The following is a 19853-nucleotide window of genomic DNA, read 5'->3' on the forward strand; positions in this document are numbered from 1 at the left end:
CCAGGAGCTTCACTTCGTCACGCACGCGGTGCCCCGGTGCCGGGCGACCTGAACCGCCCTGGACAAGGGGGCGGAGGCTCCGCCCCAGTACTCAGAGGGCAGGCAGTGGGAGCGCCACCCGCCGCCCGAGGCCAAACTCCTCGGCCTCGTCGTTGCTGACCACCGCAACGGCTCCCGCAGGGATCCCAGGCAGCGTCGCCACGCGGGACGCCACCGTCAGAAGATCCCCCTCACCGGCTCCGGTGACGAAGAAGACGTAGACATCCCCGTCTTCCTCTCCCTCGTCGAAGACTTCCACGTCACCTTGGTCTTCGAGATCGGACAGGAAGCCCTCAACCTCCTCGATCCAGGGAAACGGGTAGGAGCCGTCTGGCAGGCCGGGCGTCGGCAGCAACGGCACGTGGATCTCAACAACCATGGTGGGCACGAAGACATCCTGCCCCCAGAGCCTCCGCCCGGCTCAACCAGGGGCGAGCCTCGCCAGCAGCCCGCTGAGGTTGAAAAGAGCTCACTGCCGGGCCTGGGCGCGCGTGGAACACGCGCTTGTCCCGGCTGAACGGCGTTCACCAAGCCATCCTTGACATCGCCCGCCGACACAACATGCCCCTCACCGGATAAGTCACAGCCCATACGGGACAACCTCTAGGCTGGCTCACTGTCCGCGGACGGCACTCCCACCCCCCTATCTCTCCTGGCAGACAAGATCGAGACTCAGCAGATCGAACGGCCGCCGTGATCGTGGAGTTGGCGCGGCCGATGGTGGGGGAGGAGGCCAAGCTCACGGCAGATGAGTTGCGGTGGATCGCCGGACGGCTCATCGAGAGCTTGACGGAGGTCCTGAACATCGCTGAGAGCCGTGTACAGAGGCTCCCCGCGTACACGAGGAAGCCGGGAAGTAGCCCAAGCCCTCAGAGAGCCCTGGACGCCTTGTCTGGGGGCTCTCTCATGCCCAAGCGCAGATGTTCCTCAAGCCAGGGTCCGACAGGCTTCTGTCTGGGCATCCTTGGCGCATGTCGCTTCCAGTCGTTGCGATCATCATCTCCTGCGCAAGCGCCCTCTTCACTGCCAGCAACATGCTCGTCTCGTTCGCCGCGTACCGCCGAGGTAGGCCCAGAGTGAAGCTCGTGGTAGAGGCTCAAGGGAGGGAGAGTTACGCCGGGCGTTCCGTGTTGAAGCTGCGCTTTATCAATAAGGGTGGAACTGCGGTCTCCTTGGAGGCAGAAGAGTTGCGGCTTTCCATGCTTCCTAAAGGCTGTCCCGTAATAGATCTCCGGCGTGCTCGATAACCTGCCCGTTCCCATCACCCGGCGAGGGCGAGGTTGTGGAGGCGGGCGATGCCGAGCATGGCGTGGTGGACGCCGTCACCCTTGAGACGGCAGTCGCGCAGGATCTTCCAGGTCTTCATGCGGGCGAAGGCGTGCTCGACGCGGGCGCGAACCTTGCGGTGCGAAGCGTTGTGTTCCTCCTTCAGGCCGGGAGTTCGGCCTGGCCGCGTTCGCGGCGGTGCGGAATGACCAGACCGGTTCACCGGTAACCGCCGTCCGCTATCACGATCGTCCTGCCGACAGCGTCTTTCGCGCCGGACAGCTCCCACGCCTTGCAGTCGTTGCGGTTGCCGGGCACCGGCCGGCCTATGGCGACGACGAGTCGGGTGTCAGCGTCGATGACGACCTGGTGGTTGGTGGAGTACCGGTAGTTTCTCGACTGCTCGGCGATGGTGTGGTCGCGGGTGGGCACCAGGGTTCCGTCCACGATCAGCACGGTGTCCTTGCGGAACCGCTTGCGCTGCTGGAGCGCGAGAGACGGTCCGAGGTGGTCGATGACGCGGTCGGCGGCCGACTTCGACACCCCGACCAGCGGGGCGAGTTGGCGCAGTGTGAGGTTGGTGCGCCAGTACACGGCGACCAGCAGGACCCGGTCCTCCAACGGCAGGCTCCAGGGCCGTCCCTTACGGACCGGGTCTACGCCCTCGCGCCGCAACGCGGTAATCAACTTGCTGAACTGACGCGAACTCAGCCCGGTGAACGGGGCTATCCAGGACGGCTCCGACGCCGTGATCACCGGGAGCCGTCTCGCCGGACAGTTTCACAAACCATCGTTCCTGAGACGCCACAAAGGTCCTCTCGGCTCTCGACTGCATGCGAGAGGGAGACACCCTCTGTGTATGGAAGTTGGACCGGTTGGGCCGTTCAACCAAGGACGTGCTGACGATCGCTGAGGACTTGCGCGCGCGTGGAATCGCGCTCCGCATCCTCACTGGCACTCTCGCCGGTAACTACTCGCCCAAGGGGGAGGGAAAATTCTTCTTCACCGTGATAGTTGCCTTTGCTGAGCTTGAGCGAGACATGATCGTGGAGCGCACCCGTGCTGGTCTCGATGCGGCCAAGGCTCAGGGGCGTACCGGTGGACGTCCGTCCGTCATCACTGAGGACGTGCTGACTGGGGCCGAGGCTCGCAAGGCCAAGGGGGAGAGCATCACTGCCATTGCCAAGGCTCTCGGAGTCTCCCGCGCCACGCTCTACCGGCACATTAGGTAGCCCTTCACGCTCCCTGCACCACTTTGAGCCTCTGCCTTCACTGGTAGGGACTCAGTGTCGTTTTAAGGCGTGTCCGGCTGGAGAGACCCCCGGTAGGCTGTCTCAACGGCAGATCAAGGGTGTCCGGCCAGTCCGGGAGCGATCGAGGGAGCGTGTGCTTTGCCGACTGGCAAGGTCAAATGGTTCAACAGCGAGAAAGGCTTCGGCTTTCTCTCCCGTGACGACGGCGGTGACGTCTTCGTCCACTCCTCCGTACTGCCGACCGGCGTGGACAGCCTGAAGCCGGGCCAGCGCGTCGAGTTCGGAGTCGTCGCCGGTCAGCGCGGCGACCAGGCGCTGTCCGTGACGATCCTGGAGCCGGCCCCCTCGGTCGCCGCCGCCCAGCGCAAGAAGCCGGACGAACTGGCCTCGATCGTGCAGGACCTGACGACCCTCCTGGAGAACATCACACCGATGCTGGAGCGGGGCCGCTACCCCGAGCGCACGGCCGGCAAGAAGATCGCCGGCCTGCTGCGGGCGGTGGCCGACCAGTTGGACGTGTAGCTCCCCTAGTCGTGGTCCCCCGCCCGCGGGGCCGTCAGGGGAAGTCGAGTGCGTGCGGGCCGAGGGGCGGTACCAGTCCCTCGGCCGCCGCGCGGGTGAGCAGACCGCGGATCGCCGCGTAGCCGTCCTCGCCCAGGTCCGCCGTGAACTCGTTGACGTACAGGCCGATGTGCTGGTCGGCGACGGCGGGGTCCATCTCCTGCGCGTGTTCCAGCACGTACGGGCGGGACGCCTCGGGGTCGTCCCAGGCGGCCTGGACGGACGCGCGGACCGTGTCCGCGAGGCCGCGCAGCGTCTCCTCGCCCAGCGAGCGCTTCGCGATGATCGCGCCGAGGGGGATCGGCAGACCCGTCGTCGACTCCCAGTGCTCACCCATGTCGGCGAGCTTGTGCAGCCCGTAGTTCCGGTAGGTGAAGCGGGCCTCGTGGATGACGAGTCCCGCGTCGACCTTCCCGTCCCGCACGGCGGGCATGATCTCGTGGAACGGCATGACGACGATCTCGCCGACCCCGCCGGGCAGCGTGTCCGCCGCCCAGAGGCGGAACAGCAGATACGCCGTCGACCGCTCGCTCGGCACGGCCACCGTGCGCCCAGCGAGTTCGGTGCCCGGCTCCCGCGTCAGGACCAGCGGCCCGCAGCCCCGGCCCAGCGCGCCGCCGCACGGCAGCAGGGCGTACTCGTCGAGGACGTACGGCAGGACCGCGTACGACACCTTCAGTACGTCCAGGTCGTCGCCGCGCTCGGCCATGCCGTTGGTGATGTCGATGTCCGCGAACGTCACGTCCAGCGGGGGCGCGCCCGGGATCCGGCCGTGGGCCCACGCGTCGAAGACGAACGTGTCGTTGGGGCAGGGGGAGTAGGCGATCCGCACGGTGTCGGCCGCCCGCTCAGCGCTCGTGCCGCTCGTGCTGTTCCTGTGGCTCATCCGGCTCATGTCGGTCCCAACTCTCCAGTACGGGCGTCAGCTTCCCGAAGGCCCCGGTGAGGGCGGTCAGCGCGTCGCCGATGCGCCAGGCCGCGCGGTCGCGGGGGCCGACGGGGTTGGAGACGGCGCGCAGTTCCAGTACGGGCGTCGTGTGCGCGGCGGCCGCCTCGGCGACCCCGAAGCCCTCCATCGCCTCCGCCATCGCGTCCGGGTGCCGGGTCCGCAGCTCCGCGGCGCGCTCGGCGCTGCCGGTGACCGTGGAGACGGTGAGCACCGTGCCGGTACGGGCCCCGGTCGCCGCGGCGAGCAGGGCCACGAGCGCCTTCGGCGGGTGATGGGTGACGGTGCCGAACCCGAGGTCGGTGACCGGCACGAAGCCGGCCGGGGTCTCCGCGCCCAGGTCCGCCGCCGTGATCGCCTCGGCCAGCACCAGCGACCCGAGCGGCGCCCCCGGCGGGAAACCGCCCGCGATCCCGGCCGACACCACGAGGTCGTACGGCGCCCCGCCGAGCACCCCGGCGGTCAGCGCGGTGGCGGTGGAGGCGGCGGCGAGCGCGGGCCCCACACCGGCGGCCAGGAGGTCGTACACGGTCCCGGAGGCGGTGTGGCGGTGCAGGGACGCCGTCGGGAGGGGCACCTCCGTGCACGGGCCCGGGAACGCGCGTGCCACCGCGTCCCGCTCGGCGGGGACCGCGGTGGCTACGAGGATGCGCATGGGCGGCGTACGCGGATCAGGCGTCCGGGTTCTCGAACTTGAAGTTCCAGACGCCCTTGTACTGCGTGGAGCCCTTCTTCTGCTCGACGACGCTGACCGTCAGTGACTTCTGCGCGGTCTGACCGGGCTGCGTGGCGAACAGGTCGGCGTTCTGGAAGGCCCAGTACGTCTTCTTGAAGGTGTCGGTGGCGGGCTCGCCGTTGATCCACAGGGCCCAGCCGGTCTCCGCGATCTCCGGGTCGACACCGATGCGCAGGGTCTCGCCCTGGGGTACGTCGATCGACTTCGACGGCTTCTCCCTGGCGCACTTCGCGGCCTGCTCGGCGCTGAGGGTCTCGTAGCACTCGGCCTCGGTGCTGACCGACTCGGTGCCGAACGTGACGGTGGCCATCGGCGTCGGCTTGTCGCAGGCAGACAGCACGAGGAGTCCGGCGGAAACAGCGCCGAGAGTGGCTGCGGCGCGACGGGAACGCTGGGAGGTCATGGGCGAAGGCTATCTGGCATGTCCAGGGGTGCCCCTACGTGGGGTACGGCGTGCCGGGCCGGAGGGCGTCACGGCGGTCCCGTTCCGCCCCGGTCACGCCACCTTCGCCCGGGGCGCGCCACCGCGCCGGGCCGAGGAGAGCAGGCCGCGGACCGTGGTCAGCCAGCCGAGGGCGACGATCCCGGCGGCCACGGCCATGCCGAGCGTGCCGACCAGGGGCAGGGCGATACCGATGCCGCCGCCGACCACCCACGCCATCTGCAACAGCGTCTCCGAGCGGGCGAACGCGGAGGTCCGGACGGCCTCGGGCACGTCCCGCTGGATCAGCGCGTCCAGGGCCAGCTTCGACAGGGCCTGCGACAGACCGGCGAACGCGGCCAGACAGGCGATGAAGAACGCGCTGAAGAACACCACCGCCAGCACCGCGACGGCCAGCTCCACCGCCACGACGGTCACGATGATCAGCTCTGGCGCCCGGGACTTCAGCCACGCCCCCACGGCGGTGCCGAGCGCGTTGCCCGTGCCCGCCGCGAGGGCCACCATGCCGAGGGAGACGGCCGCGCTCTGCCCGGGGAGCGGGTGCACCCGCAGCAGGAACGCCAGGAAGAAGATCAGGAAGCCGGACAGACAGCGCAGCGACGCGTTGGCGGCGAGGGCGTGTGTGACCGCCGGGCCGACCGTCCGCAGATTCGGCCGCTTCAACGTCTTCGCGCGGTGCGGGCCGTGCAGATGCTCCGGGTCCGCGGCGAGCAGCGCGATGTCCTCGCCCTTCGCGGAGTCGACCTTGGGCGGCAGCGTGAACGACAGGAACGTCCCCACGAGGAAGATCGCGCAGGCCCCGTACAGCGGGAAACGCGGGCCGAGGGCCTGGAGCCCGGCGCCGATCGGGGCGGCGACACCGGTGGCGAGGAGGCCGCAGAGCGTGACCCGTGAGTTCGCCTTGACCAGGGAGAACGCGGGTGGGAGGAGTCGGGGGACGATCGCGCTCCTGACCACCCCGTACGCCTTCGACGCGACGAGGACACCGAGCGCGGCCGGGTACAGCTCGATGCCGCCCGTCTCCACCGCGCCGACCAGGACGAGCGCGAGGAACGCCCGCGCCAGCATCGCGCCGGCCATCGCGGCGCGGCGGCCGTGCGGGAGGCGGTCCAGGAGGGGGCCGACCACGGGGGCGAGGAGGGCGAAGGGGGCGAGGGTGATGGCGAGGTAGAGGGCGACGCGGCCGCGGGCCTCGTCGGTGGGGACGGAGAAGAAGACGGTGGAGGCGAGGGAGACGGTGATCATCACGTCGCCGGCGCCGTTCACTCCGTGCAGTTCGATGAGCTTGCCGAGGCCGGACTCGCCGGCTCCGTGGGCGTGGGTGGCCTTGCGGATACCGCGAGCCGGGGCGGTCACCGGCCGGTGCAGGGCGCGGGTCAGCGAGCGGACGGCTCCGGTCAGTCGACCTGAACCGCCGCGGGTTCCGCTCCGCTCGGCGCCGGTCACCTCGTCATAGTGCCCCGAGATGGGGGGCGGTAGTGCGGTTACCGCTCGTATGGCGGTGAACAGGGGTGGGGGTGGCTAGGGGGTGGGGGGCGCGGGGAACTGCGCGACCAGCCCCCACCTGCCCGCACGTGCTTGGTTCACGCCAACGCCGGGCCACCTGATCCGATGCCCGGAACACCCCCCGGCCCAAGCCCGGCGCAGCGGAACCGTAACGTCGGTGTGGGCGCCGGGCGCTGGAGAAGGTAGCGTGCATAGCGCGCCCGCGGCGGTTGTTCTCGGCCGCGCGCCTGACGTTCATCCCGCAGAATGGGTGACATAGGTGCGCCCGAGTGCGATCGGGCGCGGACGTCGACGCGGCCCCCTGGTCCGCTCCGTCCGCACCCCCCGCCGAGGGAGGCGCACTCGTGAGACGGCGTAGGAGAGAAGCGATACCTGTGAGCGCAGCGACAACGCGAAGCCGCACCCCCGACCGCTTGTGCGCCGAGGCCGTCGACCTCGCCCGCGCCGCCGCCGAGGAGGCGGCCGCGCCCGGTGTGGTGGGGGAGCACGCGGGGGCCGTCTCGGAGGGCGACCGCGTTGTGACGCACTTCTTCGAGTGCAAGGAGATGGGCTACCGGGGCTGGCGCTGGGCCGTCACCGTCGCCCGCGCCTCCCGCGCGAAGATCGTCACGCTGGACGAGGTCGTGCTGCTGCCCGGCCCCGACGCGCTGCTCGCGCCGGAGTGGGTGCCCTGGAGCGAGCGGCTCCGCCCTGGTGACATGGGTCCCGGCGATCTGCTGCCCACCGACGCGGAGGACCTGCGGCTGGAGCCCGGTTTCTCCGGTGAGGACGAGCCGCCGCCGAACTCCCCGGTCTCCGACGACATGGCCGAGCTGGTGGAGGCGGAGGACGCGGAGGTCGCGGGCGGTGTCCCGGCGAACCTGCCGATCGCGCCGAGCCGCGGCTCCATCGCCGCCATCGCCGAGGAACTGGGCCTGCGGCGCGCCCGCGTGCTGTCCCGGTACGGGCTGCACACGGCCGCGGACCGCTGGGAGGAGGGGTTCGGGGCGAAGACCGCGATGGCCCAGGCCGCGCCCGCGTCGTGCGTCAGCTGCGGGTTCCTCGTGCCGATCGGGGGGTCGCTCGGGCAGGCCTTCGGGGTGTGCGCGAACGAGTTCGCGCCGGCGGACGGGCGGGTCGTGTCGCTGACGTACGGGTGCGGGGGGCACTCCGAGGCGGCGGTCATGCCGAAACCGCCGCAGCCGGCTCCGCCGCGGCTCGACGAGACGAGGGTCGATCCCTTCCCGCTGCGGCCGTCGCCGGACTCCGGGTCGGTACCGGTGGAAGCGGACGCCGAGGCCGAGGCGGATCTGGGTCACTCGTGACCTTGGCTGTGGTGCTCAGGGGCGCCTGATAGCTCGGGGGTGCGCCTGTTGTTGGCGGGTGCGGGTGCGTTGTGGTTGTTCGCGCAGTTCCCCGCGCCCCCTGAAGGCTGGGGCCTGCGGCCCGGCCTTCATTCCACGGCGCCGTTGAAAAGCACGGGGCGCAGCCCCGGTCGCTTTTCAGGGGCGCGGGGAACTGCGCGAACGGCCCCCACCGGCCCGCACACGCCGAACCCACACGCGCCCCCCACCCTCCGAGGCGCCCGGTGTCCCCCGCACGCGGTACGTTCGTGCTCACCGGCGACATGGAAGGTGAACCGTGAGCAAGTTCGTGCGGCCGGCGGCCGAGGGTGCGGATCCGTTCGGGACGGCGCGGTTGCGGCGCGGGGTGCTGGACGCCTGGGCGACCAGCCCGGCGAGGTTCCGTGAGGACGCCAACGCCGAGGAGGACCTCGCCCTCGGCGGGTACCGGGACCGGCTCGTCGTGGAGCTGGCGCAGAACGCCGCCGACGCCGCGGCCAGGGCCAAGGTGCCGGGACGGCTGCGGCTCACCCTCCGCGACGGCGTTCTCGTCGCCGCCAACACCGGCGCCCCCCTCGACGCGGCCGGCGTCGAGTCGCTGTCCACGCTGCGCGCGTCCGCGAAGCGGGAGGGCCACGACCAGGCGGTCGGCCGGTTCGGTGTCGGGTTCGCCGCCGTTCTCGCCGTCACCGACGAGCCCGCCGTCGTCGGCCGGCACGGCGGTATCCGCTGGTCGCTGGCCGAGGCCCGGCTGCTCGCCGCCGACACCGCCCGGCACAGCCCCGGCCTCGGCGACGAGATCCGCCGGCGCGAGGGGCACGTACCGCTGCTGCGGCTGCCGTTCGCGGCCGAGGGGTCCGCGCCGGAGACGTACGACACCGTCGTCATCCTGCCGCTGCGCGACGCCGCTGCCGGGGATCTCGCCGAGCGGCTGCTGAACGCCGTCGACGACGCCCTGCTCCTCGCCCTGCCCGGCCTGGAGGAGGTCGTCATCGAGAACGGTGACGCTCCCGCGCGCACCGTGCGACGGCGCGAGGAGGGGGCGTACGTCGTCATCGAGGACTCGCGGGACGGGGTCACGCGCTGGCGCACGGTCGCCGAGCACGGCGCGATCGAGGCCGCGCTGCTCGCCGACCGGCCCGTGGAGGAGCGGCTGCGGCCCCACTGGTCCGTGACGTGGGCGGTCCCGACGGGGCCGGACGGAGAGCCGGTCCGGCCCCGTACCAGCCCCGTGGTGCACGCGCCGACGCCCAGCGACGAGGCCCTCGGTGTCCCCGCGCTGCTCATCGCGTCGTTCCCGCTGGACACGACCCGGCGGCACGCCGCGCCCGGTCCCCTCACCGACTTCCTCGTGCAGCGCGCGGCCGACGCGTACACCGGACTCCTCGCCGCCTGGCAGCCGGTGACCGAGCAGATCATCGGTCTCGTGCCCGGTCCGCTCGGCAAGGGAGAGCTGGACGGGGCGCTGCGCCAGGCGATCCTGGAGCGGCTGCCGCGCACCGCGTTCCTGCCGCGCGCGCTGCCGCCCGTGGAGGACGACGAGCTGCCCGAGGCGCTCCGGCCGCGGGACGCCGAGGTTGTCGAGGGCGCCGGTGCGGAGACCGTGCGGGTCCTCGCCGAGGTGCTGCCCTGTCTGCTGCCCGCCGGGCTCGAACGGCGCGCGGAGCTGCGCACGCTCGGTGTCGCGCGCCTGCCGCTGGGCGACACCATCGACCGGCTCGCCGGTCTGGAGAAGGCGCCCGACTGGTGGCGGCGGCTCTACGACAGCCTGGCGGGTGTCGACCCGGACCGCCTCTCGGGGCTTCCGGTGCCGCTCGCGGACGGGCGTACGACGATCGGGCCGCGCCAGGTGCTGCTGCCCACCCCGGACGGCCCGCAGACGGCCCCGGAGACCCTCGCCCGGCTCGGTCTGAAGGTCGCTCACCCGGACGCCGCGCACCCGCTCCTGGAGAAGTTGGGCGCCCTGCCCGCGACCCCGCGCGCCGTGCTCACCACCCCGCAGGTGCGGGCCGCCGTGGCCGCCTCGCTGGACGACGAGGGCATGGCGTGGGACGACGAGGACGGCCGCCCGGACGCCGACGAGCTCGCGGAGCTGGTCCTCACCCTCGTCCGTGACGCGGCCCTTGACCCCGGCGACGAGCCCTGGCTGGGCGCCCTCGCCCTGCCCGACGAGGACGGCGAACTGGCGCCCGCCGGTGAACTGGTCCTGCCCGGCAGCCCGTTCGCCCGGATCATGCGCGAGGACGAACTGGCCTTCGTGGACGCCGAGCTGGCCGAGCGCTGGGGCGAGCAGCCGCTGGCCGCGTGCGGTGTCCTCGCCGACTTCGCGCTCGTCCGCGCCACCGACGTCGTCCTCGACCCCGACGAACTGGAGCCCCGTGACGGGGACTTCGCCGAACCCGACGACGCCGGGCTGCTGGACGCCGTCGACGTGTGGTGCGAGGACATCCTCGACCGGTTCCCGGACAGCCCCGTCCCGCCGGTCGCCACCGAGATCGTCGCCGTGCGCGACCTGGACCTCGTCGACGAGGACCGCTGGCCCGAGGCGCTCACCCTGCTCGCCCGGCCCCCGCTGCGGGACGCGCTGGTGCAGCCGGTGCGGATCCTGCTGCCCGACGGCACCCACGAGGTCGTCCGCCCGTACACGGCCTGGTGGCTGCGCGGCCACCCCGTCCTCGACGGGCGCCGCCCCGCCGGTCTCCTCGCGTCCGGCGGCGACCCGCTGCTGCGGGGCCTGTACGACGAGGCCGACGCCACCGGCTTCGACGACGAGCAGGTCCTGCGGGCGCTGGGCGTGCGCACCTCGGTCGCCGCGCTGCTCGACGAGCCGGGCGGCGCCGCCGAACTGCTGGACCGCCTGGCCGACCCGGAGCGTGAGGTGACCGCCGCGCAACTCCACGGCCTGTACGGCGCCTTGGCCGACCTCGATCCCGAACAGGTCACGCTGCCGGACGAGTTGCGGGCCGTGGTGGACGGCGAGGTGACGGTGGTGGACGCCGCCGACGCGGTCGTCGTCGACTCGCCCGACCTGCTGCCCTTCACCTCCGGTGTGCCGCTGCTGCCCGTGCGGCCGTCCCGTGCGGCGGAGTTGGCCGAACTGTTCCAGGTGCGGCGGCTCAGCGAGTCGGTGACGGGCGAGGTGGACTCCGAGGGCGCGGAGCACGACGTACCGGAGTCGGTGCGGGTGCTGCTCGGGCCGGCCACCCCCGCGACCTATGTCGAGCACGAGGAACTCGTCGTCGACGGCGTCGAACTCGACTGGCGCCGCACCGGGGACGGTGTCCTGCACGCCGCGACCCTGGAGGGCGTCGCGGCCGGGCTGGCGTGGGCGGCGGGTCAGTGGCCGCGCCGTTTCGAGGTCGCGGCGCTGCTGGAGGACCCGTCCAGGACGGAGGAGTTGGCCCGCGACCGCTGGTTCGACTGACCGGGCCGGGGCGGCCCGTCGGGTCCGTCCCGGTTGTCACGCCTTGGTGCCCCTCTGGTCGGGGATGCGGATGTGACGTGCGCGACATCTCCGAAAGTCATTCGCATCTCGTACAACCATTCGCCACACTCATGGATCTGATCACCCGAGCCGACCGGCTTCCCGGTGAGCCCCTGGGGTCCCCTGAACCCCCGGCGCCTCCCGAAGCCCTCGGGCTCTCAGACCGACAAACGGATCTCGTGCGACATTGAGCTGCCGCGGGGTCCCTTCCACGTGGGGAATACATTGCACAAGCGTGCCACTCTGGGTGTCATCACCGGCGCCCTGGCCCTGACCGCCTTCGTCGCCCCGGCCGCACAGGCCGACGAGAAGGTCGGCAACGTCAAGGTCTCCAACTTCGTCATCAACGGCGGCAAGCCCGTCGTCGTCGGCGCCACGGGCAAGAAGACGGTCAAGCTGTCCTTCTCCGTCACCGACAACTCCGGTGCGTGGCGTGCCGCCGCGCAGCTGTACCACGGCGGGAGCCTGGAGACCGCGGACAGCGCGGCGGCTTCCGGCAGCACCTGGATCAAGTGCAAGAAGGTCAGCTCCACGAAGTCGACCTGCTCGGCGAACTACACCTTCAAGGCCGGCGCCAACGCGGTCAACAAGGTCGCCGGCACCTGGAAGACCTGGGTGATCGCCCAGGCCAAGGACACCAACTTCATCCAGAAGGACAACGCGAAGTCCTTCAAGGTGCAGCGTGCCACGCAGCTCCAGGGCGCGGACGTCGCCCCGGAGCCGGTCGCCAAGGGTGAGACGGTCACCGTCACCAGCAAGCTGACCCGCGCCAACTGGGACGCCGGCACGAACGCCGCGTACGGCAACCAGTCGGTGACGCTTCAGTTCAAGGCTGCGGGCGCGTCCGCCTACAAGAACGTCAAGACGGTCAAGACGTCCGCCACGGGCGACCTGTCCACCACCGTCAAGGCGTCCGTCGACGGCACGTACCGCTACGTCTTCGCGGGCAGCTCGGGCACGGCGGCGGCGACGGCCGTGGGCGACACGCTCGACGTGAAGTAAGCAGCAGGAAACCGCCGCCGCACGGTCAGCGGTGACAGGCCCCCGGAAACGGAGCCCCCGAACGGCCGGCGAACCCGCCGACCGTGGAGGGCTCCGCTCCGGGGGCTTCGTCACGCGGGGCCCGTGCTACGCGGGGAAGCGGTGGTCCACCCAGCGCCACAGGAACTCCAGGACCGCCGCCGCACCCGCCGCGATCGCGACCGCCGTCCACGGCATCGTCGTCCCCACCAGGCGCAGCGCGAAGAAGTCCTGGAGCGAGGGGACGACCAGGACCAGGAGGAAGGCGCCGCCCATCGCCGCCACCAGGCCGAGGCGCCACCAGGTGTAGGGGCGGGCGATGATCGCCAGCACCCACATGGAGATCAGGAAGAGGGTCAGCGTAGCCGCGCTCGTCTCCGCCTCCAACGAGCCCTCACCCGTGTAGTGGTGACGGGCGATCAGATACATGGCGAACGTGGCCAGTGCCGCCAGCACACCGCCGGGGATGGCGTAGCGCATGACGCGGCGGACGAAGTGGGGTCGCGCGCGCTCCTTGTTGGGGGCGAGCGCCAGGAAGAACGCCGGGACGCCGATCGTCAGCGTGGACAGCAGGGTGAGGTGGCGGGGCAGGAAGGGGTACTCCACCTGCCAGCACGCCACCAGGACGGCCAGGAGCACCGAGTACACCGTCTTCACCAGGAACAGGGTCGCGACCCGCGTGATGTTGCCGATCACCCGGCGGCCCTCCGCCACCACCGACGGCAGCGTGGCGAAGCTGTTGTTCAGCAGCACGATCTGGGCCACCGCCCGTGTCGCCTCCGAGCCCGAGCCCATCGACACCCCGATGTCGGCGTCCTTGAGGGCCAGCACGTCGTTCACCCCGTCGCCGGTCATCGCGACCGTGTGGCCGCGGGACTGGAGGGCGCCCACCATGTCCCGCTTCTGCTGCGGGGTGACCCGGCCGAAGACGGTGCCCGACTCCAGCGCCTCACCCATCTCGTCCCGCCCGGCCGGGAGGCGCCGCGCGTCGACGACCTCTCCCGTCAGGCCCAGCTTCCCGGCCACCGCCCCGACCGACACCGCGTTGTCACCGGAGACGACCTTCGCCCGGACGTTCTGCTCGTCGAAGTAGCGCAGGGTGTCGGCGGCGTCCGGGCGCAGCCGCTGTTCGAGGACGACCAGGGCCGTGGGGCGGGCGTCCCGCGCCACCTCCGGGTCGTCGAGTTCGCGGGTCACCCGTACCAGCAGCAGGACCCGCAGCCCCTGCTCGTTCAGCCGTTCGGTCTCGGTGAGGGCCGGGTCGTCGTCGGGGAGGAGGACGTCGGGCGCGCCGAGCAGCCAGGCGCTGGACTGGCCGTCGCCCTCGCTGAAACGCGCGCCGCTGTACTTGCGGGCGGAGGAAAAAGGCAGCGCCTCGGTGCAGCGCCAGTCCTCGCTGTCCGGACAGGCGTCGATGATGGCCTTCAGGGAGGCGTTCGGGCGGGGGTCGGACTCGCCGAGCGCGCCGAGCACCTTACGGACGTACGCCTCGTCGCTGCCGTTCAGCGGCCGCAGCCCGGTGACGTCCATGCCGCCCTCGGTCAGCGTGCCCGTCTTGTCGAGGCACACGGTGTCGACGCGGGCGAGGCCCTCGATGGCCGGCAGCTCCTGGACCAGGCACTGTTTGCGGCCGAGGCGGATCACCCCGATCGCGAAGGCGACGGAGGTGAGGAGGACCAGCCCCTCGGGGACCATCGGGACGATGCCGCCGACCGTCCGGGCGACGGAGTTCCTGAAGCCGTTCTCCTTCACCACCAGCTGGCTGATGATCAGGCCGATCGCGGTCGGGACCATCATCCACGTCACGTACTTGAGGATCGTGGAGATACCGGAGCGCAGCTCCGAGTGGACGAGGGTGAAGCGGCTCGCCTCCTCCGCCAGCTGCGCCGCGTACGCCTCGCGGCCCACCTTCGTCGCGGTGAACGCCCCGCCGCCCGCGACCACGAAGCTGCCGGACATCACCGGGTCGCCGGGGTGTTTGACGACCGGGTCGGCCTCTCCGGTGAGCAGCGACTCGTCGATCTCCAGGCTGTCCGTCTCGACGCACGCCCCGTCCACGACGATCTTGTCGCCGGGGCCGATCTCGATCAGGTCCCCGAGGACGATCTCGGAGGTGCCGACCACCGCCGCGACCCCGTCCCGGCGCACCGTCGGCTTCGCCTCGCCGATCACCGCGAGCGAGTCCAGGGTCTTCTTCGCCCGCCACTCCTGGACGATGCCGATGCCGGTGTTGGCGAGGATCACGAAGCCGAACAGGCTGTCCTGGATCGGTGCGACGAACAGCATGATCAGCCAGAGGACGCCGATGATCGCGTTGAACCGGGTGAAGACGTTCGCGCGGACGATGTCCACCAGGGAGCGGCTGCTCCGTACGGGGACGTCGTTCACCTCGCCGCGGGCCACTCGCTCGGCCACCTCGGCGGCGGTCAGGCCGCGCGCCCGCCCCGTGGCCGGGGCGGTGGTGGGGTGCACAGGATCGAGGCCGGTGCCCGCGTCGATGTGCGTCATGCCTTCGACGGTACGTGCGGAGTGGGGAGTTCACCCGCCGAGTGCGCCGAAGTCCGACCAGGGGAGGAGGGGCGGGGGCGGGCCTGGTTCCGAGGTCGTACGGGCCCGTGAAACCTCAGGGCGTCTCCGACTCCACCGGCTTCGAGCGCCCGGACTCGGCCGTCGTCCCGTCCGCGGGGGTACCGGCGGCGGACCGCGCGTCCGCCTCCGCGTCCGTGCCGGCCTGGCGGGCCGCGTCCCTCTTGATCGCCGTGTCGCGCTTCTTGACGTACCAGATGCCGATCAGGCCGAGGCCGGCGCCCGCGAGGCAGGTCCACACCCACCAGGTGTGGCCGTGGTCCTCGTACCACCCGTAGAACGGGAGCTGGACGACGAAGAGGACGAACCACAGGATCGTGCCGCCGATGATGGTCGGCACCACGGGGCCCTCCAGGGGCTCCGGCGCCTCGTGCTTGGGGGTCCACTTCGCCATGGGCACAGCTTACGAGTACACCCGGAGCGGCCCCTCCTGGCCTCGGAGAACCGCAGCGCCACACGGGTCTACGCGCGGAGATGGAGTTAGCGGCACTATATGTTCATACTGAAACGGTTTCTGATTGACCACTTCTGTTCGTAGAAAACTCCAACAGACGGGGGAACCTGTTGGGGATTGAGGTTCCGTATGTCCCCGCAGGGCACTCTCGACCGTTACTTCAGGATCTCGGAGCGCGGCAGCACGCTGTCGCGCGAGGTCCGGGGCGGCTTCGCCACCTTCTTCGCGATGGCGTACATCATCGTGCTGAACCCGATCATCCTGAGCAGCGCGAAGGACATGTACGGGCATCAGCTGGACTACGGCCAGCTGGTCACCGCGACCGCGCTCACCGCAGCGTTCACCACGCTCCTGATGGGTGTCATCGGCAATGTGCCGATCGCGCTGGCGGCGGGCCTCGGCGTGAACACGGTCGTCGCGCTCCAGCTCGCGCCGCGCATGTCGTGGCCGGACGCGATGGGCATGGTCGTCCTCGCCGGTTTCGTGGTGATGCTGCTGGTGGCGACGGGGCTGCGGGAGCGCGTCATGAACGCCGTGCCGCTGGGTCTGCGCAAGGGCATCTCCATCGGTATCGGTCTGTTCATCATGCTGATCGGGCTCGTGGACTCCGGCTTCGTCACCCGTATCCCGGATGTCGCCAAGACCACCGTGCCGCTCCAGCTGGGCGCGACCGGTCACCTCGACGGGTGGCCCGTCCTCGTCTTCGTGCTCGGCGCGCTGCTGACGCTGGCGCTGATCGTGCGCAAGGTGCCGGGCGCCATCCTCATCTCGATCGTCACCATGACCCTGCTCGCCGTGATCATCGAGGCGATCGCCAAGCTGCCCGCCGGCTCCTGGGGCCTCACCACCCCGAAGTGGCCGGGCAACCCGGTCGCCGGCCCCGACTTCGGGCTGCTCGGCGAGGTCAGCCTCTTCGGCGGCTTCGGCAAGGTCGGGATGCTGACCGGCGTCCTCTTCGTCTTCACCGTGCTGCTGTCGTGCTTCTTCGACGCGATGGGCACGATCATGGGTGTCGGCGACGAGGCCAAGCTGACCGACGCGGACGGCCAGATGCCCGGCATCAACAAGGTCCTGTTCGTCGACGGCATCGCGGTCGCCGCCGGCGGCGCCAGCTCCTCCTCGGCCACGACCTGCTTCGTGGAGTCCACGGCCGGTGTCGGTGAGGGCGCGCGCACCGGCTTCGCGAACGTCGTCACCGGTGCCCTCTTCGGGCTCGCGCTGTTCCTGACGCCGGTCGCCACCATGGTGCCGTCCCAGGCGGCGACGCCCGCGCTGCTCGCGGTCGGCTTCCTGATCCTCGCGGGCTCGGTCCGGGAGATCGACTGGGCCGACTACACGATCGCGGTCCCGGCCTTCGTGACGATGGTGATGATGCCGTTCACCTACTCGATCACCAACGGCATCGGCATGGGCTTCATCACCTTCGTCGTCCTGCGCCTCGCCGTCGGCCGCGGACGGGACGTCCCGGTCCCGATGTACGTGGTGGCGGCGGTCTTCGGCTTCTACTACCTGATGCCGGCGCTGGGCCTCACCTGATCCCGTGGGCCATCGGTGGGTCACGTGACCCCATGGATCACGTGACCCCGTAGAACTTCTCGGTCTCCTCGACGGCGGTCTGGAAGCGCTGGTCGAAGTCGTCCCGCATGAGCGTCCCGATGACGTAGTCCTGGACGCTCATCCCCCTTTTCGCCGCGTGGTCCCGGAGCCGGTCGAGCAGTTCCCGGTCTATCCGCAGGCTGAGCACAGTGGTCCCCATGTGTACGAGGGTCAGGCGCGTTCCGGGCCGCCGTGCGGCGTTCTCCGTATTAGTCACTCGTTTGAGTGAGAGGAGTGGTGGGACTCACGACCGTGGTTGTGGAGCTCCGGTGGTCTTTAGCGAGAGTAATGAGTTAAGCTAAAGAACATGCCTGACCTGACCCATGGCGACGACGAGGCCGCCGTGAACGCGCTGCGGTCCGCCGTGATGCGCCTGTCCCGCCGGTTGAAGCACCAGCGGGTCGACGAGTCGCTGAGCCCGACGGAGATGTCCGTGCTCGGGACGCTCGCCCGCTGCGGCAGCGCCACCCCCGGTGAGCTGGCCCGCAAGGAGCATGTGCAGCCGCCGTCGATGACCCGCATCGTCGCGCTGCTGGAGAGCAAGGGCCTGGTGAAGCTGGAGCCGCACCCCGAGGACCGGCGGCAGAAGGTGGTCACCCAGACCGAGCGTGCCGAGGCGATGCTCGAGGAGAGCCGCCGCAAACGCAACGCGTTCCTCGCGTCCCTCGTGGAGGGGCTCGACGAGGACGAGTGGGAGGCGCTCCGCGCGGCCGCGCCGGTGCTGGAGAAGCTCGCGCACCTCTGAGCGGGCCACCACCGTACGCCGGTGGTCCCACCGCACTCCGGTGGGACCACCGCCCGCCGGGAAGGCCGTCGGTGCGCCCGCCGGACAGCCCGAGCGCCGTGGTGGACCCGGCATGGGAGGGCCCGGAAACCAGCAGACAGAACAGGAGCGGTGAGGCTCACGCAACCGCAGGACGTACACGTGTTCAGCGCAAGGAGGCGAACCCTTTGAGTACGGGACCCGGAGCAGCTTCCGTCCCCGCACCGACGACCGCCCACGAGTCCCCGCCGGCCCACGGCGTCCCCGAGGCCCCGCCGGATACCACCGGCCCCCGGACCCCCGACGCGACCGCCGCCGCCCCGGCCCCCCTCGTGCTCCCCGGCTCGCCGACGCCCCAGCCCCCCGGGCCCACGGCCCCCACCCCGACCGAACCCCGCGCCACGGCCCCGACGACCTCGTCCGACGTGAGCGCCCCCGATTCCCCGACCGCCACCCCCGAACCGGCGGCCGCGGCCCCTGGGCGGGCGGCCGGCACTCCTGCCCCGGCGGCCGTCACCCCCGAGCCCCCCGCCCCCCGTGAGCGCGTGTCCATGTTCCGGTCCCTGCGGGTGCGGAACTACCGGCTGTTCTTCGTCGGGCAGGTGGTGTCGAACATCGGCACCTGGATGCAACGGATCGCCCAGGACTGGCTGGTGCTGAGCCTGACCGGGTCGTCGACCGCGGTCGGGGTGACGATGGCCCTGCAGTTCCTGCCGATGCTGCTGTTCGGGCTGTACGGCGGCGTCCTGGTCGACCGGTTCCCCAAGCGGCGGCTGCTGTTCCTGACCCAGACGGCGATGGCCGTGACGGGGCTCGCGCTCGCCGCGCTGACCCTCTCCCACCAGGTCCAGATGTGGCACGTGTACGTGGCCGCCTTCGCCGTCGGCATGGCGACCGTCGTCGACAACCCGGCCCGGCAGTCGTTCGTGTCCGAGATGGTCGGCCCCGACCAGTTGCAGAACGCGGTCAGCCTCAACTCCGCGAACTTCCAGTCGGCCCGGCTGGTCGGCCCCGCCGTCGCCGGCGTCCTGATCACCACCGTCGGTACGGGCTGGGCGTTCCTCTACAACGGCCTCTCCTTCATCGCCCCCATCGCCGGTCTGCTGCTGATGCGGACCCGTGAGCTGCACCCCACCCGCCGCGCGCCCCGTAAGAAGGGCCAGTTGCGGGAGGGCCTGCGTTATGTCGCCGGGCGCCCGGAACTGCTGTGGCCGATCGTGCTGGTCGGCTTCATCGGGACCTTCGGCTTCAACTTCCCGGTCTGGCTGTCGGCGTACGCGGACGACGTGTTCCACACCGGCGCCGGCTCGTACAGCCTCTTCAACACCCTCATGGCGGTCGGCTCCGTCGCGGGCGCCCTCCTCGCGGCCCGGCGCGGCACGGCCCGGTTGCGGGTGCTGATCGCGGGCGCCCTCGCCTTCGGGCTGCTGGAGATCGTGGCCGCGCTGGCACCGACGTACTGGATCTTCGCGCTGTTCATGGTCCCGCTGGGGATGTTCGGCCTCACGGTGAACGTCACCACCAACACGGCCATCCAGATGGCCACCGACCCCGTCATGCGCGGCCGGGTCATGGCCCTCTACATGATGGTCTTCCTCGGCGGCACCCCGCTGGGCGCGCCGATCGCCGGCTGGGTCACCGACGCGTACGGTCCCCGGATCGGCTTCGTCGCCGGCGGTGTCGTCTCCACGGTCGCCGCCGTCACGGTGGGCCTGGTGCTCATCAGGTCCGGCGGGATGCGGCTGGCGGTGGGCTGGCAGGGGCGGCAGCCGAGGCTGCGCTTCGTGCCGAAGCGGCAGGCGACCGAGAAGGAGCTGGTCGAGGCAGAGAGGTCAGCGGGAACGCTCGCCAGGTGATCCTTTCCCTGGAAGGGTGACGG

At 71.1% G+C, this 19853-nt stretch carries 15 protein-coding genes and 2 pseudogenes; 8 read left to right on the forward strand and 9 right to left on the reverse strand.

Annotated features, from left to right (window positions below):
• Nucleotides 1-91 precede the first annotated feature (91 nt).
• Together SMA5143A_RS25010 and SMA5143A_RS25015 are read right to left on the reverse strand one after the other, a co-directional pair.
• The gene (locus tag SMA5143A_RS25010; protein ID WP_258193734.1) at nt 92-418 is read right to left on the reverse strand and encodes a hypothetical protein; all 327 of its coding nucleotides are present in this window, start codon (nt 416-418) and stop codon (nt 92-94) included.
• An 882-nt stretch (nt 419-1300) separates the two neighbouring features.
• Nucleotides 1301-2061 (reverse strand): annotated as a pseudogene (locus SMA5143A_RS25015) (transposase).
• Nucleotides 2062-2138: 77 nt separating this feature from the next.
• Here SMA5143A_RS25015 and SMA5143A_RS25020 point away from each other — a divergent pair.
• Both SMA5143A_RS25020 and SMA5143A_RS44600 read left to right on the forward strand, forming a co-directional pair.
• Nucleotides 2139-2537 (forward strand): recombinase family protein, encoded by a 399-nt coding sequence (locus tag SMA5143A_RS25020; RefSeq protein WP_107465100.1) that lies wholly within the window; start codon nt 2139-2141, stop codon nt 2535-2537.
• A gap of 159 nt (nt 2538-2696) precedes the next feature.
• A complete protein-coding gene (locus SMA5143A_RS44600) occupies nt 2697-3080 on the forward strand; it encodes a cold-shock protein (RefSeq protein WP_055521981.1) in 384 nt (127 codons plus the stop codon).
• A 34-nt stretch (nt 3081-3114) separates the two neighbouring features.
• Here SMA5143A_RS44600 and SMA5143A_RS25030 read toward each other — a convergent pair whose 3' ends face one another.
• The 4 genes from SMA5143A_RS25030 to SMA5143A_RS25045 all read right to left on the reverse strand — a co-directional run bounded on the left by SMA5143A_RS25030 (nt 3115) and on the right by SMA5143A_RS25045 (nt 6689).
• Nucleotides 3115-4005 (reverse strand): 1,4-dihydroxy-6-naphthoate synthase, encoded by an 891-nt coding sequence (locus SMA5143A_RS25030; RefSeq protein ID WP_181362005.1) that lies wholly within the window; start codon nt 4003-4005, stop codon nt 3115-3117.
• On the reverse strand, nt 3968-4720 hold the full coding sequence (locus SMA5143A_RS25035) for a futalosine hydrolase (protein ID WP_107465101.1): 753 nt from the start codon (nt 4718-4720) through the stop codon (nt 3968-3970). The genes SMA5143A_RS25030 and SMA5143A_RS25035 overlap by 38 nt, the downstream gene beginning before the upstream one ends.
• Before the next feature lie 16 nt (nt 4721-4736).
• On the reverse strand, nt 4737-5204 hold the full coding sequence (locus SMA5143A_RS25040) for a hypothetical protein (RefSeq protein WP_055521983.1): 468 nt from the start codon (nt 5202-5204) through the stop codon (nt 4737-4739).
• A gap of 93 nt (nt 5205-5297) precedes the next feature.
• The gene (locus SMA5143A_RS25045; protein ID WP_107465102.1) at nt 5298-6689 is read right to left on the reverse strand and encodes an MFS transporter; all 1392 of its coding nucleotides are present in this window, start codon (nt 6687-6689) and stop codon (nt 5298-5300) included.
• Between the two features lie 434 nt (nt 6690-7123).
• On the opposite strand from SMA5143A_RS25045, the gene SMA5143A_RS25050 reads away from it, so the two are divergent.
• From SMA5143A_RS25050 to SMA5143A_RS25060, 3 genes are all read left to right on the forward strand, one after another.
• Nucleotides 7124-8053 (forward strand): DUF3027 domain-containing protein, encoded by a 930-nt coding sequence (locus SMA5143A_RS25050; protein WP_107465103.1) that lies wholly within the window; start codon nt 7124-7126, stop codon nt 8051-8053.
• A gap of 316 nt (nt 8054-8369) precedes the next feature.
• Nucleotides 8370-11495, forward strand: a complete 3126-nt coding sequence (locus tag SMA5143A_RS25055; protein WP_107465104.1) for a sacsin N-terminal ATP-binding-like domain-containing protein — start codon at nt 8370-8372, stop codon at nt 11493-11495.
• 285 nt (nt 11496-11780) lie between these two features.
• Entirely contained in the window at nt 11781-12557 is a 777-nt protein-coding gene (locus SMA5143A_RS25060) for a calcium-binding protein (RefSeq protein WP_107465105.1), read from the forward strand.
• Between the two features lie 126 nt (nt 12558-12683).
• Here SMA5143A_RS25060 and SMA5143A_RS25065 read toward each other — a convergent pair whose 3' ends face one another.
• On the reverse strand, nt 12684-15083 hold the full coding sequence (locus SMA5143A_RS25065) for an HAD-IC family P-type ATPase (protein ID WP_107465106.1): 2400 nt from the start codon (nt 15081-15083) through the stop codon (nt 12684-12686).
• Between the two features lie 220 nt (nt 15084-15303).
• Nucleotides 15304-15555: pseudogene (locus tag SMA5143A_RS25070) on the reverse strand (DUF2530 domain-containing protein); the annotation flags it as partial.
• Between the two features lie 189 nt (nt 15556-15744).
• On the opposite strand from SMA5143A_RS25070, the gene SMA5143A_RS25075 reads away from it, so the two are divergent.
• On the forward strand, nt 15745-17151 hold the full coding sequence (locus tag SMA5143A_RS25075) for an NCS2 family permease (RefSeq protein WP_107465108.1): 1407 nt from the start codon (nt 15745-15747) through the stop codon (nt 17149-17151).
• A gap of 37 nt (nt 17152-17188) precedes the next feature.
• Here SMA5143A_RS25075 and SMA5143A_RS25080 read toward each other — a convergent pair whose 3' ends face one another.
• On the reverse strand, nt 17189-17371 hold the full coding sequence (locus SMA5143A_RS25080; protein ID WP_055520139.1) for a hypothetical protein: 183 nt from the start codon (nt 17369-17371) through the stop codon (nt 17189-17191).
• A 147-nt stretch (nt 17372-17518) separates the two neighbouring features.
• Here SMA5143A_RS25080 and SMA5143A_RS25085 point away from each other — a divergent pair, with 147 nt between their 5' ends.
• Together SMA5143A_RS25085 and SMA5143A_RS25095 are read left to right on the forward strand one after the other, a co-directional pair.
• On the forward strand, nt 17519-17956 hold the full coding sequence (locus tag SMA5143A_RS25085; RefSeq protein ID WP_107465109.1) for a MarR family winged helix-turn-helix transcriptional regulator: 438 nt from the start codon (nt 17519-17521) through the stop codon (nt 17954-17956).
• A gap of 206 nt (nt 17957-18162) precedes the next feature.
• The gene (locus tag SMA5143A_RS25095; RefSeq protein ID WP_258193730.1) at nt 18163-19830 is read left to right on the forward strand and encodes an MFS transporter; all 1668 of its coding nucleotides are present in this window, start codon (nt 18163-18165) and stop codon (nt 19828-19830) included.
• Nucleotides 19831-19853 lie beyond the last annotated feature (23 nt).

It is taken from the genome of Streptomyces sp. MA5143a (assembly GCF_900290235.1).
Taxonomy (GTDB): Bacteria; Actinomycetota; Actinomycetes; order Streptomycetales; family Streptomycetaceae; genus Streptomyces.